This window comes from Paraburkholderia sp. D1E, from assembly GCF_052682275.1.
This window is the reverse complement of the sequence record NZ_JBQYMB010000001.1, coordinates 8,290,225-8,306,801: the sequence shown is the minus strand read 5'-3', so window position 1 is coordinate 8,306,801 and position 16,577 is coordinate 8,290,225. Positions and strand designations below refer to the sequence as shown.

At 62.8% G+C, this 16,577-nt stretch carries 10 protein-coding genes; 6 read left to right on the top strand and 4 right to left on the bottom strand.

Annotated features, from left to right (window positions below):
• Positions 1-118: 118 nt before the first annotated feature.
• A complete protein-coding gene (locus ACUN0E_RS37355; RefSeq protein WP_408237515.1) occupies positions 119-991 on the bottom strand; it encodes a segregation and condensation protein A in 873 nt (290 codons plus the stop codon).
• 4 nt (positions 992-995) lie between these two features.
• Positions 996-1,181 (bottom strand): DUF3460 family protein, encoded by a 186-nt coding sequence (locus ACUN0E_RS37350; protein ID WP_445569753.1) that lies wholly within the window; start codon positions 1,179-1,181, stop codon positions 996-998.
• Between the two features lie 408 nt (positions 1,182-1,589).
• Between ACUN0E_RS37350 and ACUN0E_RS37345 the strand changes: the two genes are divergently transcribed.
• A complete protein-coding gene (locus ACUN0E_RS37345) occupies positions 1,590-3,428 on the top strand; it encodes an autotransporter assembly complex protein TamA (RefSeq protein WP_408237521.1) in 1,839 nt (612 codons plus the stop codon).
• 28 nt (positions 3,429-3,456) lie between these two features.
• Positions 3,457-7,893: a translocation/assembly module TamB domain-containing protein gene (locus tag ACUN0E_RS37340; protein WP_445569752.1), complete on the top strand. Its 4,437-nt coding sequence runs from the start codon at positions 3,457-3,459 to the stop codon at positions 7,891-7,893.
• A gap of 111 nt (positions 7,894-8,004) precedes the next feature.
• Here ACUN0E_RS37340 and metG read toward each other — a convergent pair whose 3' ends face one another.
• On the bottom strand, positions 8,005-10,140 hold the full coding sequence (metG, locus tag ACUN0E_RS37335; protein ID WP_445569751.1) for a methionine--tRNA ligase: 2,136 nt from the start codon (positions 10,138-10,140) through the stop codon (positions 8,005-8,007).
• A gap of 387 nt (positions 10,141-10,527) precedes the next feature.
• Positions 10,528-11,181 carry an OmpA family protein gene (locus ACUN0E_RS37330; RefSeq protein WP_408237530.1) on the bottom strand — a complete coding sequence of 218 codons (654 nt, stop codon included), beginning with the start codon at positions 11,179-11,181 and terminating at the stop codon, positions 10,528-10,530.
• Between the two features lie 331 nt (positions 11,182-11,512).
• Here ACUN0E_RS37330 and apbC point away from each other — a divergent pair, with 331 nt between their 5' ends.
• The 4 genes from apbC to ACUN0E_RS37310 all read left to right on the top strand — a co-directional run bounded on the left by apbC (position 11,513) and on the right by ACUN0E_RS37310 (position 16,571).
• Complete coding sequence (apbC, locus tag ACUN0E_RS37325) at positions 11,513-12,601, top strand: iron-sulfur cluster carrier protein ApbC (RefSeq protein WP_445569750.1); 1,089 nt, start codon at positions 11,513-11,515, stop codon at positions 12,599-12,601.
• Between the two features lie 130 nt (positions 12,602-12,731).
• Positions 12,732-13,265 carry a superoxide dismutase family protein gene (locus ACUN0E_RS37320; RefSeq protein ID WP_408237536.1) on the top strand — a complete coding sequence of 178 codons (534 nt, stop codon included), beginning with the start codon at positions 12,732-12,734 and terminating at the stop codon, positions 13,263-13,265.
• A gap of 367 nt (positions 13,266-13,632) precedes the next feature.
• Positions 13,633-14,202, top strand: coding sequence for a dCTP deaminase (dcd, locus tag ACUN0E_RS37315; RefSeq protein WP_325044312.1), 570 nt, complete (start codon positions 13,633-13,635; stop codon positions 14,200-14,202).
• An 83-nt stretch (positions 14,203-14,285) separates the two neighbouring features.
• Positions 14,286-16,571 (top strand): Orn/Lys/Arg family decarboxylase, encoded by a 2,286-nt coding sequence (locus ACUN0E_RS37310; protein ID WP_408237539.1) that lies wholly within the window; start codon positions 14,286-14,288, stop codon positions 16,569-16,571.
• Positions 16,572-16,577 lie beyond the last annotated feature (6 nt).

Sequence of the window (16,577 nt, the reverse complement as noted above, 5' to 3'; positions counted from 1 at the left end):
GTGGCCTCACTGGTAATGACAGGTTCGGAGCGCCGGATTGTAGTGGATTTGCTCAGGGGGTGCACCGAAACGAGGCGTCTGCTGCAGCGATGGCGCACGCAAGCCCCGTTTTGCGGCGTCAGGCCGGCAGATAGGCGAGGCGCACATAGATCGGCGCGAACGGCTCGGCCTGCGTGATTTCAACGAGCGACTCACGGCACAACTCGAGCATGGCGATGAAATTCACCACGACCACCGGCACGCCTTTGCTCGTATCGAACAGATCCGAGAATTCGATGAAACGCGCGTTTTGCAGTCGCCGCAGGATCGTGCTCATATGCTCGCGCACCGACAATTCCTCGCGCGAAATCTTGTGATGCTGAACGAGCTTGGCGCGCTTGATCACGTCGGCCCAGGCCGCGCGCAGGTCTTCGCTATCCACGTCCGGAAAGCGCGGCGTGATGCTTTGCTCGATGTACACCTCGGCGCGCAGGAAATCGCGGCCAAGCTGCGGCAGATGGTCGATGCGTTGTGCGGCGAGCTTCATCTGCTCGTATTCGAGCAGGCGGCGCACCAGTTCGGCACGCGGATCTTCGGCTTCGTCGCCGCTGTCGGCCTTCTTCACCGGTAACAGCATGCGCGACTTGATCTCGATCAGCATGGCGGCCATCAGCAGATACTCGGACGCGAGTTCGAGATTGGTCTGGCGCAACTGGTCGACGTAGCCGAGGTATTGGACCGTGACGTCCGCCATCGGGATATCGAGCACGTTGAAGTTCTGCTTGCGGATCAGGTATAGCAACAGATCCAGCGGGCCTTCGAACGTTTCGAGAAACACTTCGAGCGCGTCCGGCGGAATGTACAGATCCGTCGGCAGCTTGAAGAGCGGCTCGCCGTACAGGCGTGCGAACGCGATGCCGTCTACGGTGTCCGGCGTCGAATCGGTAGTGGGCGCGGCAAGCGCGGCGTCAGGTGCCGGCGTGGCGCCCTTTGCCTCGTTGGCGTGACTCACGCGCTTAGAAGTTTTGATAGTACGAGTAAGGCGTCTGCTCTACACGCGAGGCTTTCTGCTCGGCGTTTTCTTCGAGATCGATCGGCTGTTTGTCCCACAGCAGCGACCGGCCACGGCGCTGCTCCGCTTCCAGATTCGGTTTTTGTTGCTTGAGCTGGTTCAGGAACTGGGTGATGTCCGATTGATACATGGCTAGACGTCCGTGGTGTGGGGAATGGCGGCTGCCCAGCGGGGATCCCCGCGCGGCATCGCTCCTATTCCATAATTTTACCGCATGCGCCGCGCGTGGTCGAAAAATGGCGCGGCGGCGCGCGCGGCCGGTATGCAGAAAACACCCGGAACCCACGCCAACGCGATGCGTCAAAGGCGGGCGCGTGGCTGGCGGGGTGGTGTGCGAATCCGGGTTGCGCGGCCGGGCGGGCGTCACTACGCATGCCGCATGAGGTGCGGCGCACAAGCCGGAGGGGGCGCCATGCGTCAGCCTGCAAACGCCCTTTTTAGAGATGGCGCGGTCTCGCCGATGTGGTCAAATAGCGAGCTTCGACCGCTGCGGCGAGCGCGAGCGACAGAATTCATCAACTACGGCCGGAGGTCCTGTTTGGCGGTATGTGCGATCGAAAAGCCGTGTGGGCGGCGCGACAATGCCGGTACTAAGCGCGGGCATCTCATGCCTGTGCGGCGCTGGCTGCGCGCGTGGCTGGCATTCGGCGTCGTCATGCTCATGCTTGCCGCGGCCGACGCGCACGCAGCACGGCGCGCGGCCGCCAGCTACAAGGTCGATATCGAAGCCACGCCGCGCTCGCTGCGCAAGCTGCTCGAAGCGCACCTGGACGTTGCGCGGTTCGCCAAACGCCCCGACATCAGCGACGACCAGTTCGAGTTTCTGATCACCGCCACCCCCCAGCAGGTGCGCGATCTGGCCGCCACGCAGGGCTATTTCACGCCGGTCGTGCGTACTGACGTGCGAACCGTCGACGACAAAAAGCGCGTGACGGTGAGCGTCGATCCCGGCCCGCAAACCCTTATCACGTCGATTTCACTGTCGTTTCGCGGCCCGGTGCTGACCGAAGACCCGGCACAGGAAAACGCCGCGCGCTTCGCGTTTTCACTGCATGAAGGCGATCCGTTTTCGCAAGGCGACTGGGACGACGCGAAAAACGCATCGCTCAAGGCGTTGCAGGCGCGCCGTTACCTGGGCGCAAAGGTCTACCATTCCGAGGCACGAATCGACCCGCGCACGCACGAAGCGAAATTGTCGGTTACATACGAGAGCGGCCCGACCTTCACGATGGGCAAGCTCGACGTGTCCGGTACGCGGCGCTATCCGGAACAGATTGTCGACAATGTGAATCCGATTTCGGTCGGCGACATCTATGACGTACAGCGCGTCACTGAATTGCAGCGGCAGTTGCAGAACACGCCTTACTACGCGAGCGTTGCAATCGACGTGGATAGCGATCCGGCCAAGCCGGTCGACACGCCGGTGCACGTGAAAGTGTCGGAATATCCGTACAACAGTATCCGCGGCGGGGTCGGTTATTCGACCGACAACGGCCCGCTGGTCCAGGGCTCGTATTCGTATCTCGACACCTTCGGCAAGGCGTGGCCGTTCACGGTCGACGGGCGCCTCGATCAGATTCAGCAATACGGGCAAATCCAGCTCGCTATGCCGCCAGGGCCGCGTGGATGGACCAATAGTGTGTTGGCGTCCTACACCACCACGGACGTGTCCGACACGCGCATCTACAGCATTCGCGGCGGCTTGCAGCGAGCCCGGACGTCGCAATTCATCGACTACAACTACTCGATCCTGTATTACCAGGACCGGCTCGACCAGAACGCGATTGCGCCGACCACCAGCCGCGCGTTGGTCCCGTCATGGTCATGGACCCGCCGCAATACCGACGATCCACTGTTCCCGCGCTCGGGCAATCTGATTCACGTCGAAGCCGGCTTCGCGGTCAAAGGCGTGCTGACCGACCAGACGTTCGCGCGCGGCTATGCCCGCGGCCAGCAGTACCTGCCGATCGGCAAGGAAGACCTTGTGCTGTTCCGTGCAGAGCTCGGCGGCGTGTTCACGAGCGGCAGTTCGAGCGGCATTCCGGCTTCGCTGCTGTTTCGCGCGGGCGGTTCGAATTCGGTGCGCGGCTATGGCTATCAAAGCATCGGTAACGACGTCGACGGTTCGGTGCTGCCCACCAAGTATCTCGTGACGGCGGCGGCGGAGTATCAGCACTGGTTCAGTCACGACTGGGGTGCAGCCGCGTTCTTCGACGTCGGCACCGCCACCGATACCTGGGGCGAGAAAGTTTTTTATCCCGGCGTCGGCGTCGGAGCGCGCTGGCGCAGCCCGGTCGGCCCGGTCAATGTCGATGTCGCCTACGGGATCCGCAACAGGAGCGTGCGGCCGTACCTGACGCTCGGCATTGCCTTCTGATGGAAACCTGCTCTTACATGATCCACGCATGACCACGGACGTTTCCGCCCAACCACCTGCGCAGCCGCCCGGCGCTCATCCGCCAGGACAGCAGCCTCCGCCCGACGCGCCGCCGCCTGCGCGCCGGCGCGGCCGGGTGCTGCTGAAAGCGCTTGCGTGGACGGTAGCCGTGCTCGTGCTGCTGGTCGCCGTGGCAATCGGCCTGCTGTACGGCGCACTGACGACTGAGCGCGGGACGGCTTACGCGTGGCAGGCGGCCGTCAAACTGCTCGGCGGAAAACTGACCGGCACCCTGGAGAGCGGCGCGATTTCGAATGGCGTCCAACTCCGGCAGGTGCGCTGGCGTAGTCTCGACGGCAGCGGCACGGATATCCAGATCGACCGCGTGGCCGGTCGTTGGGGACTGACGCACAAGCCTTGGCGCTTCACGATCGACTATCTGCATATCGGTACGATCGACGCTCGCATTGGTTCTTCGTCGTCGAGTAGCAGCGGACCGCTGAAACTGCCGCAAGACTTGCGCTTGCCGATGCAACTCGAGGTGCGCGACGTGCAGGTCGACAAACTGCTGTTGCGCCAGGGCGGGTCGACTACCGAGCTTTCCCGTTTCATGTTTCATGGCCGTAGCGACGGCCAGCACCATGAGGCCGCGATCGAGCGGTTGGACACGCCGTTCGGCGCGGTAACGGCGGCGGCGAAGCTCGACGGGGCGCGGCCGTTTCCGCTGACCGGCGATGTAGGCTATTCCGGCAAGGTCAATAACGAGGCGGTGCAGGTGGGTGGCCATCTGAGCGGCTCGCTGGAGAATCTCGTCGCCGAACTCGATGCCAGCAGCGGCATGAAGCTCGCCGGCCATGCGCGGGTCGAGGCGACGCCATTCGGCGACGTGCCGTTGCAACGCGCCACGCTGACTTTCGATCACGTCAATCCGCAGGCCTTTGCGCCCGGCGCGCCGCTGGCGGATCTGGCGGTGCGGGCGGAACTGGCGCCCGTGGGGCAGGATGCGGCGGGGGCGGTGGTGTTGGGCGCAGCAAGTACGGCGAGTCCCGCCGGCGCTTCTGGCGGCGCGAGCTCCGCCAGTGCCAGCAGCGCGGCCGGTCGCAATAGCGCGGGCCAGGACAACGCTGCCGGCATGGCCCGGCCGCCCGTCGTCAAAAACGGCAAAGGCGGCGTCAACACCGATGCGTCAGAAAAGGCCGCCGCAGGTTTCGCCGTCGCCGGCCACGTCTCGATTGTCAACGCCAAACCTGGTGCGATCGACCAGAACCTGCTGCCTCTGATCGACGCGCAAACCGATGTGCGTCTCGACGCCCAGGCGCAGCGCATCTCGAACCTGAAGGTACGGCTCGTGAAGAGCGCCATGCTCACCGGTGGTGGCGTGCTGACCGGCAAGCGCGGCCAGTTCGATCTGCAAGTCGCCGGGCTCGATCTGAACGCGCTCGAAGCGACCGTGCGGCCCACCCAGCTTTCCGGTCCGATCGGCATCCGTCTGAACGACGACGTGCAAAGCCTGACCCTCGATCTCGCCGACCCGAAAGCAGGGTTGCGCGCGCAAGGCAAGGTGACCTTCGACCCCGCGCGAATGAGCTTCAACGACGTTCGCGTCACGTCGGGCAAAGGTCGCATCGATCTGTCCGGCGCGCTTAAACACGACGCGAATTCCACCTATAGCCTGAAAGCGCAACTGACCGATTTCGATCCGTTGACGCTGACTTCGCAGATGCCGTCGCGCACGCCGGTGACCACCGCGGCGGGATCCGCCAGAGCGACGAAGGCGGCCCAGGCTACGAAAGCGTCTCGGGCCACGAAGGCGGCTCAGACGAACGAAGCGGCGGCACTCGCGGGCAGCACGGCCGGCGCGAAAAGCGCGGCGCCCGGCGACAAAGCCGCAGCGGTGGTCAAGAATACGGCCAAGGCAGCGGTGCGGACCGAAGTCGTCCAGCGCAAAGTACCGCCGCCCAGGCCGTCCAAAGCGCCGCCAACCCGCAAGATCGAGGCACGCGTGAACGGCACGCTCACCGCGGCCGGCATGCTTGGCCCGGTCTTTACCACCAAGGCCGAATTCAAACTCGGCCCGAGCGTCTACGACGGCCTGCCGTTGACGGGCAACGGCGTGGTCCAGCTAGCCGGTTCGCGGATTTTGCCGAGCCGCGCGAATCTCTCGGTGGCGGGCAATCAGGTGGACTTGCAAGGCAGCTTCGGCGCGCGCGGGGACCGGCTGCGTTTTCGTGTCGATGCGCCGGAACTGGAGCGGCTCGGTTTCGGCCTCGCCGGGCTCGTCGCCGCGGATGGCGATGTCACCGGCTCGTTCGCGCATCCGAATGTGGTGCTGAACTACAAGGCAGACAGTGTGGTGTTCAGCAGTAACCGCATCGGCCATGCGGAAGGTCACGCCGAACTGCGCGACGGTGCGAACGGCGCGCTCGTCTTCACGACCGACGCGCGCAATCTCAGCGCCGGCGGCGTCGATCTGACCACGCTTACCGCGCGCCTGTCCGGCACGCGCGCAAGCCATACGCTGGAGGCGGCGGCTACCGGCAAGCTGCAGGACCGTCCGCTCGATCTGACGCTCGCGGCCAACGGCAAGCTGACCGAAGCACGCGACGGCACGCGCTGGGACGGCACGGTGACCCGCCTGCAGAATCGCGGCACCCCTGCGTTGAATCTCGAGTCGCCGCTCGCCGTGAGCGCCGGGCCGAGCCGCCTGACGCTCGGCGCGACGCGCCTCACGCTAGAAGGCGCAGTGCTAAGCCTGAAATCGTTCGCCTTCGATCACGGCAAGATCCAGTCCGCCGGCACGCTGACCGACATTTCGCTCGCGCGCCTGCAGGATTTGCGGCGCGAAATTACCGGCACGCCGCCGGCCGTCAAAACCGATCTGGTGTTCGATAGCGACTGGGACTTCGCGCTCGGCAGCACCGCGAGCGGCCACATTCAGTTGAAGCGCCGCGGCGGCGACGTCACGGTCGAAATTGGCCGTGGTTTGGCCTCGCTGGGCATTACGGATATGAGTGCGCGCGCTGAATTCAGCGGCGGCAACCGGCTGAATGCGACCGTCCACGCGCAAGCCAGCCGCATCGGCGTAATCGACGCTGATGCGCACACCACGCTCGTCATACGCGACGGCTTCCTGAGCGTCAACGAAGAGGGGGCGGTCAGCGGCAATGTGAATGCGAACGTGCCGTCGCTGAAAACAACCGGCGGCCTGTTCGGCCCGAGCTATCTGCTCGATGGCCACCTCGCGTTGAAACTCGCGCTCGGCGGCACGGTCGCCAAGCCGAACCTGACGGGGTCGCTACTCGGCGATGGTCTGTCGGCGACGATGGTCGACCAGGGCGTGCAGTTGAAGGACGGTGTCGTACGTATCGCACTGTCGCAAAATCTGGTGGACTTCCAGCAGGTCGAGTTTCACGGTGCGAGCGGCACGCTGCGCGCCACCGGCCGCGTGCGTCTGGATGGCGCGGAACCGGATCTGTCCGCGAGCATCGTCGCGGATAAGCTGGAGTTGTTCGCGGCGCCGGACCGCAATCTGTCGCTGTCGGGCAGCGCGAGCGTGGCGAACGCCGGCGCAGAGGGCGGCATGGCAATCAACGGCAAATTCGTGGTCGATCACGCGTTGTTCGATATGCCCGAGCAGTCCGCGCCAAAGCTTGGTGACGATGTGGTGATCGTGCGTCCCGACGGCACGGTGGCGGGCGAGCGGCCGCCACCCGCGGTCGCCGGCACCAACAAGCCGATCGGTCCGTTCGCGCCGCGCGCCAATATCGACATCAGTCTCGGCAACAGCTTCCGTTTCCGCGGGCAAGGTGCGGACCTCGGCCTGAGCGGCACGATCACTGCGATGAGCGCGCCGAACCTGCCGTTGCGCGCGGTCGGCAATGTCCGCGTGACGCAGGGCTCGACCTACACTGCGTTCGGCCGCAAGCTCAACATCGAGAACGGCTTCTTCACGTTCAACGGTCCGGTGGCCAATCCAGGCATCAACATCCTGGCAATGCGTCGCAATCAGCAGGTCGAGGCGGGTGTGCAGGTCACGGGCACGGTTCAGTTCCCGGTCGCGAAGCTGGTCTCCGAGCCGAACGTGGCGGATAACGAAAAGCTCTCGTGGCTGCTGTTCGGGCACGGCACGGATCAGGGCAACAACCTCGGGCAGCAAAGCACCATGACGACTGCGCTCGCCTTGCTCGGCAGCGCGAGTGGCAAGCGGATTGCGCAGACTTTCGGTCTCGACGAGTTTTCGATCGGCCAAAGCGAAGTCGGGCTGACCGATCCGCAAGTGGTGATGGTGTCGAAAGCGATCAACGAGTGGCTCGTGCTCGGCTACGAGCAGGGCCTGCAGTCGGCGAGCAATGCGATCAAGGCAACAGTCCATCTGACGCGCTATTGGTCGGTTGCGGCTTATGGCGGCACGTTCGACGGCTTGGAACTGCTTTATACGCGGCGCTTCGACCGGATCCGGTGGTGATCGTAGGGCGGTGATTGAAGTGGGCTGAGCAACGCGCCGGCACAAAAAAACGGCACGCCTTTTAAAGCGTGCCGTTTCTGTTTGTACTTGCAGCGGTCAACGCCGCGCGCTTTATTTCACGCGCATGCCCGGCTTCGCGCCGCTATCCGGCTCGAGTACGTAGAGACCTGTTTCGGCCTTTTCGTCGGTGGCCGAGGCCGCCAACACCATCCCTTCGGAGATGCCGAACTTCATCTTGCGCGGCGCGAGGTTCGCGACCATCACCGTCAGCTTGCCGACCAGTTGCTCTGGCTGATAGGCCGACTTGATGCCCGAGAACACATTGCGCGTTTTCTCTTCGCCGATGTCGAGCGTCAGTTGCAGCAGTTTGTCCGAGCCTTCCACCGCTTTGCAGTCGACGATCTTTGCGATGCGCAGATCGATCCTGGCAAAGTCGTCGATCGAGATGACGCCGGTCGTTTCCTCCTTATCCGCGGCGACTGCTTTCGCGGCCTTCGACTTGGCTTTCGCATCTGCCGGGGCCGCAGCGTCCGGCGTGGCTTGCAGCGAATCGCGATTCGCTGCGATGAGCGCCTCGATCTGCTTCGGATCGACGCGTGTCATCAGATGCTTGTACGGGTTGATCGGACGCGTGGAACTCAATGGCACGTTCGCGTCGGCCCACACCAGCGGCTCGATGCCGAGGAAAGCTTCGACCGCTTCCGCCAGCGTCGGCAGCACCGGCTTGAGCGCCAGCGACAGCAGACGGAACGCCTCGATGCTCACGCTGCAGGTTTCGTGCAACGCGACGGCGTTAGCCGGGTCTTTCGCCTGATCCCACGGCTTGGCGGTGTCGACGTAGGCATTGACCGCGTCGGCCAGTTCCATGGTCTGGCGCAGCGCGCGGTTGTACTCGCGCGCCTCATAATTCGCGGCGATTTGCGGCACGGCGGCGCGCAGCGTGGCGAGCAGTGGATGTTGCATCGCGCTGTCCTGTACACGGCCCTCGAAACGCTTGATCAGGAAGCCGGCGGCGCGGCTCGCGATGTTCACATATTTGCCGACCAGATCGCTATTCACGCGCGCCTGGAAGTCGTCGAGGTTCAGGTCGAGGTCTTCCATCGTGCTGTTCAGCTTGGCGGCGAAGTAGTAGCGCAGCCATTCCGGATTCAGGCCCGTGTCGATCACGCTTTGCGCAGTGATGAACGTGCCGCGCGACTTCGACATCTTCGCGCCATCCACCGTCAGGAAGCCGTGCGCGAACACGTTGGTCGGCGTGCGGTGGCCCGAGAATTCGAGCATGGCCGGCCAGAACAACGTGTGGAAATACAGAATGTCTTTGCCGATGAAGTGGTACTGCTCGGCGGTCGAACCTTTGCGGACCCACGCGTCGAAATCGAGGCCGCGCTTAACGGCCAGGTTCTTGAAGCTCGCGTAGTAGCCGACCGGCGCGTCCAGCCACACGTAGAAATACTTGCCCGGCGCGCCCGGAATTTCGAAGCCGAAATACGGCGCGTCGCGCGAGATATCCCAGTCGGCGAGCTTGGCTTCGCCAGCGTCGCCGAGCCATTCGCGCATCTTGTTGGTGGCTTCCGGCTGTGCCAGACCGCCCACCCACGCGCGTAGGAAATTCTCGCAGCGCGGGTCGGATAGACGGAAGAAGTAGTGCGTCGAGGTCTTACGAATCGGCGTGGCACCTGAGACGACCGAATACGGATTGATCAGATCAGTCGGCAGGTAAGTCGAACCGCATACTTCGCAGCTGTCGCCGTATTGGTCCTTCGCGCCGCACTTCGGGCATTCGCCTTTGATGAAGCGATCCGGCAGGAACATTTCCTTGACGGGGTCGTATGCCTGTTCGATGTCGCGCGCTTCGATCAGGCCGGCGTCTTTGAGCGCAAGGTAGACCGATTCGCTCAACACGCGGTTCTCTTCGGAATCGGTCGTGTAGTAATTGTCGAACGAAATCCCGAAGCTGTCGAAATCGCGCTTGTGTTCTTGCCAGACGCGGTCGATCAGCTGCTTCGGCGTCAGACCTTCCTTTTCCGCGCGCAACATGACCGGCGTGCCGTGTGTGTCGTCCGCGCCCACGTAGTAGACCTCGTGCCCGTGCATTCGCAACGTCCGGACCCAGATGTCCGTCTGGATATATTCAACCAGATGACCGATGTGGATTTGCCCGTTCGCATACGGAAGGGCTGACGTGACGAGAACCTGGCGACGGCCTGACGGCGCGCCGGCGGAGAGATCGGTTGCGGGTGCTGACATAAGGATGGTGGGAGCCTGCGGTGGGACGAAACGTTGATTCTAGCAGGGCAGGCGCCCGGCGCGGGCTGGGCCGGCTGAGTGGTTGCATGAGCGGGCAGGTGTGTCCCCCAAAGGGACTTCCTGCGAGGCGAAAACCGTGCGCCCAAAAAAAACCGGGGCTATTAACCCCGGAGCAACAACGACAAGAGGAGAATGGTGACGCGACGGCAATTGCCAGCCACGTACCGTAAAGACAGACCGCGGATTTTCGGCAGAGTTCGAATTTTTTTCGTTCTCGTGCGAGTTTTCCTTTCCTCCGCTTTTTACGGTGTACCGGCCGCCTGTGGCAAGAACCGGGCGCCCGGTTGCCCGGCGCCCGGTTTCTTCATCTCCGTTCGAGTTCGACCGTTATTGCGTTGCGTGCTGAGCCGTAGCGCGCAGATAGATTTCCACGCGACGGTTTGCAGCACGGCCGGCTTCGGTGTTGTTGTCGGCGATCGGCTGGTTCTGGCCCATGCCTTCAGCTGACAGGCGTTGCGGCGCCACGCCGCGTTGCCCCAGATAGCCCGTCACGCTTTGCGCGCGGTTGACCGACAGCGTCTGGTTGTAAGCCGGCTGACCCGTGCTATCCGTGTAGCCGACCACCTGGGCGATCAGTTCCGGATTCTGCTGCATGGTCTGCGTGAGTTGATCCAGCACCGGCGCGAACGACGGCTTGACTGCGTAGCTGTTGGTGTCGAACGTGACCGAGCTCGGGATGTTCAGCTTGAGCGAGCCGTCCGGCTGCTCGGTGATCTGCGTGCCGGTGCCCTTGGTGGCGCCCGACAGCTTGTTGTGAATGGCTTGCCAGTTGTAGCCGGTAATGCCGCCCACCGCAGCGCCGACGCCCGCGCCGATCGCTGCGCCCTTGCCGCCGCCGAAGATCGCGCCAAGCGCCGCGCCGGTGCCGGCGCCCACGCCCGTGCCGACAGCCGTGTTAGTGCCTTGTTGGGTTGCGCAGCCTGCCAGCAACGAACCGGCAACGGCAAAAACGGCAAGGCGAGTCATGATTTTTGCATTCATTTTTTGATTCCTCTTGAGTGAAGCGGGTGGAAGCGATAAATCTATCCGCCAAACGTGACGGTCGTAAAGCGCACTACTCGACAATACGAGAATCCTGCGCCTTCCCTGATCCCGGTCCGACAGTGGAGAAGGGTCTTCCGGCAAGGCTTGGCGTCAACCACTACAATGATGACTGAAGTACGCAGCGATGCGACCCCATGGCGTCCCGCCTGCCCGAAGGGTGCACGGCGCATCAGGTTTTAGCAATGCTGTCTAACAATTTTTTTCAAATTCCGGCGTGTGGCCGAAACTTGGATTCCACCGCGCCGCAAGTGTTCCCCACGGAGTGTCAATGAGTATCGATCGGGCATTGGTCGACGCCGCCCTCGCGGCCGTCACTGACCCCAACACGGGCAAGTCCTACGCGGCTGCCAGGAACATCAGGAACGTGGCCGTGGAGGGTGACACGGTTAGCCTCGAAGTGGTACTCGGCTATCCGGCCAAACGGCAGTTTGAAGCGATCCGCACGCAATTCGCCGACGCGCTGAAGGCCATTCCCGGCGTGGCAAACGCGGGTGTCGAGGTGTCCCAGCACATCGCGGCGCACACGGTGCAGCGCGGCGTCAAACTATTACCGAACGTTAAAAACATCGTCGCGGTGGCGTCGGGCAAGGGCGGGGTCGGCAAGAGCACGACCGCCGTGAACCTCGCGCTGGCCTTGGTGAGCGAAGGCGCGTCGGTCGGCATCCTCGATGCGGATATCTACGGCCCCTCGTTGCCGATGATGCTTGGGATTGTTGGCCGTCCCGAATCACCGGACGAAAAGTCGATGAACCCGATGACCGGCCACGGCTTGCAGGCCAACTCGATCGGCTTCCTGATCGAGCAGGATAACCCGATGGTATGGCGTGGCCCGATGGCCACCTCGGCGCTCGAACAACTGCTGCGGCAGACCAACTGGCAAGATCTCGACTACCTGATCGTCGACATGCCGCCGGGCACCGGCGACATTCAGCTGACCTTGTCGCAGCGGGTGCCGGTGACGGGCGCCGTGATCGTCACGACGCCACAGGACATCGCGCTGCTCGACGCGAAGAAGGGCCTCAAGATGTTCGAAAAGGTCGGCATTCCGATCCTCGGCATCGTCGAGAACATGGGGATGCATATCTGCTCGAATTGTGGCCACGAAGAGCATATCTTCGGCGCCGGTGGTGGCGAGCGGATGGGTAAGGAATACGGCGTCGACGTGCTCGGCAGCTTGCCGCTCGATATCGCTATCCGTGAGCAGGCCGACTCGGGCAAACCCACTGTCGTGGCGGATCCGGAAGGGCGTATCGCCGAGATCTACCGGTCGATCGCGCGTAAAGTTGCGATCCATATCGCCGAGCGGGCTCGCGACATGACTTCGAAGTTTCCCAGCATCGTCGTCCAGAACACCTGAGTAGCCGTTCGGACGAGGGCCAAAGCGGGGCCAAGGCGTCAATTTTCGCCTGGTCTCGCGGTATCATGTCGACTTCACAAGTTCGGCTCGGCGGCCGCAGGGGCGGCCGCCAGGCCGGCAAGAGGATCGCATGGGAAAACGAATCGACGGGCAGGCGGTGCATGCGTTCATCGTTCTGGCTGCCAGCAGCATGCTGTTATGCGGCTGCAGCACGTTCCTGAGACCACAGGAAAAGCGTGCTGACGCGCAATTGCTGCCCACCGTGGGCAATCAGGCGCGCGGCCTCGTAACGTTCATCGAGCGTTCGGATGGTGTGCAGGTCACCTACAATCTCGCGGGCTTGCCGCCCAATAGCGACCACGCATTGCAAGTGCATGAGCGCGGCGACTGCAATGCCGCCGACGGCTCCAGCGCCGGCCAGGTGTTCTCGCCGGCAGCCGAGCGTCTGAGAGCAGGTGCCCGGGTCGAAGGCGATCTCGGCAACATCCACGCGGACGCGAACGGTGTGGCCAGCGGCTTCATCGTTGCACCGGACGTGTCGCTGGACGGTATCCGCTCGGTGTTGCAACGCGCGGTGCTGCTGCATCACGACGCGACCGACCCTTACGCCTATCCGCAACTTGGGGCAGGCCCCGCGCTCGCGTGCGGGCTGATTCGCCAGTGACTGTCCACCCGTCGTGTGTGTCATCTGCGTGCGGGGCGGCTTGAGGCTTGACAGCCTCACAACGGCTTCTGGACGTGCGCTGCGGCGCTCCCAGGCCATACCCGCAGCAGCATTCTCGCGATCGCGTAAAATAAGCGCCTTTCGTTGGGGGCGCCTAGTCCGGGGCGCGTAGCTGGGGGCGTCTGGCTCGGAGCACGTAGCTGAGGCACCCAGCTTGCGGGAAGCGTAGCCGGGGCACAGTCCGGCGGCGCCCGTTGAACGGCGTTCCGCTCAGGCTCTTCCCCGAGAGTTTGCCGATAAGTTGCCCGGTACCTACCGGGTTGTTACCCGTCACACACCTGTCACTCAAGTCGAGCAGCGTTCACCTATGACTATCAAATCCGACAAGTGGATCCGGCGCATGGCCGCGTCGCACAACATGATCGAGCCGTTTGCACCGGATCAGGTCCGCGTCACCGAAGACGGCCGGAAGATTGTCAGCTACGGCACGTCGAGCTACGGCTACGACATTCGCTGCGCCGACGAATTCAAGATCTTCACGAATATCAACTCGACCATCGTCGATCCGAAGAACTTTGACGAGAAGTCGTTTGTCGACTTCAAGGGCGATGTTTGCATCATCCCGCCGAATTCGTTCGCGCTGGCCCGCACCGTCGAGTATTTCCGTATTCCGCGCAGCGTCCTGACCGTGTGTCTGGGTAAATCCACGTATGCGCGTTGCGGGATCATCGTCAACGTGACGCCGTTCGAGCCGGAATGGGAAGGACATGTCACGCTGGAATTCTCGAATACGACACCTTTGCCTGCGAAAATCTACGCGAACGAAGGCGTCGCCCAGGTGCTGTTTTTCGAAAGCGACGAGATTTGTGAAACGTCGTACGCGGATCGCGGCGGCAAATATCAAGGTCAGCACGGCGTCACGTTACCCAAGACGTGACGCCCGGCGGCACTGACCCACCAGCTATTCGGGTGACCGCTGCTTAGTCAAATGCAGCGGTCGTTCTTTTTGGAGAATCGCCCATGAAGTTTCGTTTTCCCGTCGTCATCATCGACGAAGATTTTCGCTCCGAGAACATCTCGGGTTCCGGCATCCGGGCTTTGGCCGAAGCTATCGAGAAAGAAGGCGCGGAAGTGCTCGGGTTGACGAGCTACGGCGATCTGACTTCGTTCGCGCAGCAGTCGAGCCGCGCGTCGTGCTTCATCCTGTCAATCGACGACGACGAGCTGCTGCCGTACGTCGATAACGTCGTGGTGGAAGGCGAGACGCCGGAACTGGCGGCGGCGATCATCGCGTTGCGCGCGTTCGTGACTGAAGTGCGCCGCCGCAATGCGGACATTCCGATCTTCCTGTACGGCGAAACGCGCACCTCGCGCCACCTGCCGAACGACATCCTGCGCGAACTGCACGGCTTCATCCACATGTTCGAGGACACGCCGGAGTTCGTCGCGCGCCACATCATCCGCGAGACCAAGGTGTATCTGGATTCGCTCGCGCCGCCGTTCTTCAAGGAACTGGTGCAGTACGCGGACGAAGGCTCGTACTCGTGGCATTGCCCGGGGCACTCGGGCGGCGTCGCGTTCCTGAAGAGCCCGCTCGGCCAGATGTTCCACCAGTTCTTCGGCGAGAACATGTTGCGCGCGGACGTCTGTAATGCCGTCGACGAACTCGGTCAGTTGCTTGACCACACCGGCCCGATTGCAGCCTCCGAACGCAACGCTGCGCGCATTTTCAGCGCCGACCACGTCTTCTTCGTGACCAACGGCACGTCGACTTCGAACAAGATCGTCTGGCATGGCACGGTTGCGCCGGGCGATATCGTGCTGGTGGACCGCAATTGCCACAAGTCGATCCTGCACGCGATCACCATGACCGGTTCGATTCCGGTGTTCCTCACGCCTACGCGCAATAACTTCGGCATTATCGGTCCGATTCCGCGCAGTGAATTCGAGCCGGAAAACATCCGCAAGAAGATTCTGGCGAATCCGTTCGCCCGCGAAGCGTTGGCCAGGAACCCGGATCTGAAACCGCGCATTCTGACCATTACGCAAAGCACGTACGACGGCGTGATCTACAACGTCGAAATGATCAAGGAGATGCTGGGCGATCTGCTCGACACCCTGCATTTCGACGAAGCCTGGTTGCCGCACGCCGAGTTCCACGAGTTCTATCAGGACATGCACGCGATCGGTGCGGGCCGTCCGCGCATCGGCGCGCTGGTGTTCGCCACGCACTCCACGCACAAGTTGCTGGCCGGCATTTCGCAGGCCTCGCAAATCGTCGTGCAGGATTCGAAGAACAGCCGCTTCGACAAGCATCGTTTTAACGAAGCGTATCTGATGCATACGTCGACGAGCCCGCAGTACGCGATCATCGCCTCGTGCGACGTGGCCGCGGCAATGATGGAAGCGCCTGGCGGTACGGCTCTGGTCGAGGAATCGATTGCCGAAGCACTCGATTTCCGGCGCGCGATGAGCAAGGTCGACGCTGAATACGGCGACGACTGGTTCTTCAAGGTGTGGGGCCCGGACCAGTTTGCCGAAGAAGGCATCGGCTCGCGCGAAGACTGGATGCTGCGCCCGAACGACGCGTGGCACGGTTTCGGCCCGCTCGCCGAAGGTTTCAACATGCTCGACCCGATCAAGGCGACTATCGTTACGCCGGGTCTGGACATGGACGGAGGCTTCGGCGAGTCCGGCATTCCGGCTGCGATCGTCACGAAGTATCTGGCCGAGCACGGCATCATCGTCGAAAAGACCGGCCTGTATTCGTTCTTCATCATGTTCACGATCGGCATCACCAAGGGCCGCTGGAACTCGATGGTCACCGAACTGCAACAGTTCAAGGACGACTACGACAACAACCAGCCGCTGTGGCGCGTGCTGCCCGACTTCGTCTCGCATCATCCGATGTACGAACGCGTCGGGCTACGCGATCTGTGCGATCAGATCCACAGCGTCTACCGCGCGAACGACATTGCGCGCCTGACGACCGAGATGTACCTGTCGAGCATGGAACCGGCGATGAAGCCGTCGGATGCGTTCGCCAAGCTCGCGCACCGCGAGATCGACCGGGTACCGATCGACGAACTCGAAGGCCGCGTCACATCGATCCTGTTGACGCCGTATCCGCCGGGCATTCCGCTTCTGATTCCGGGCGAGCGCTTCAACAAGACCATCGTCAACTATCTGCGTTTCGCGCGCGAGTTCAACGAACGTTTCCCGGGTTTCCACACGGATATCCACGGGCTTGTCGGCGAAACCATCAACGGGCGCATCGAATACTTCGTCGATTGCGTGCGCGCCTGACGATGT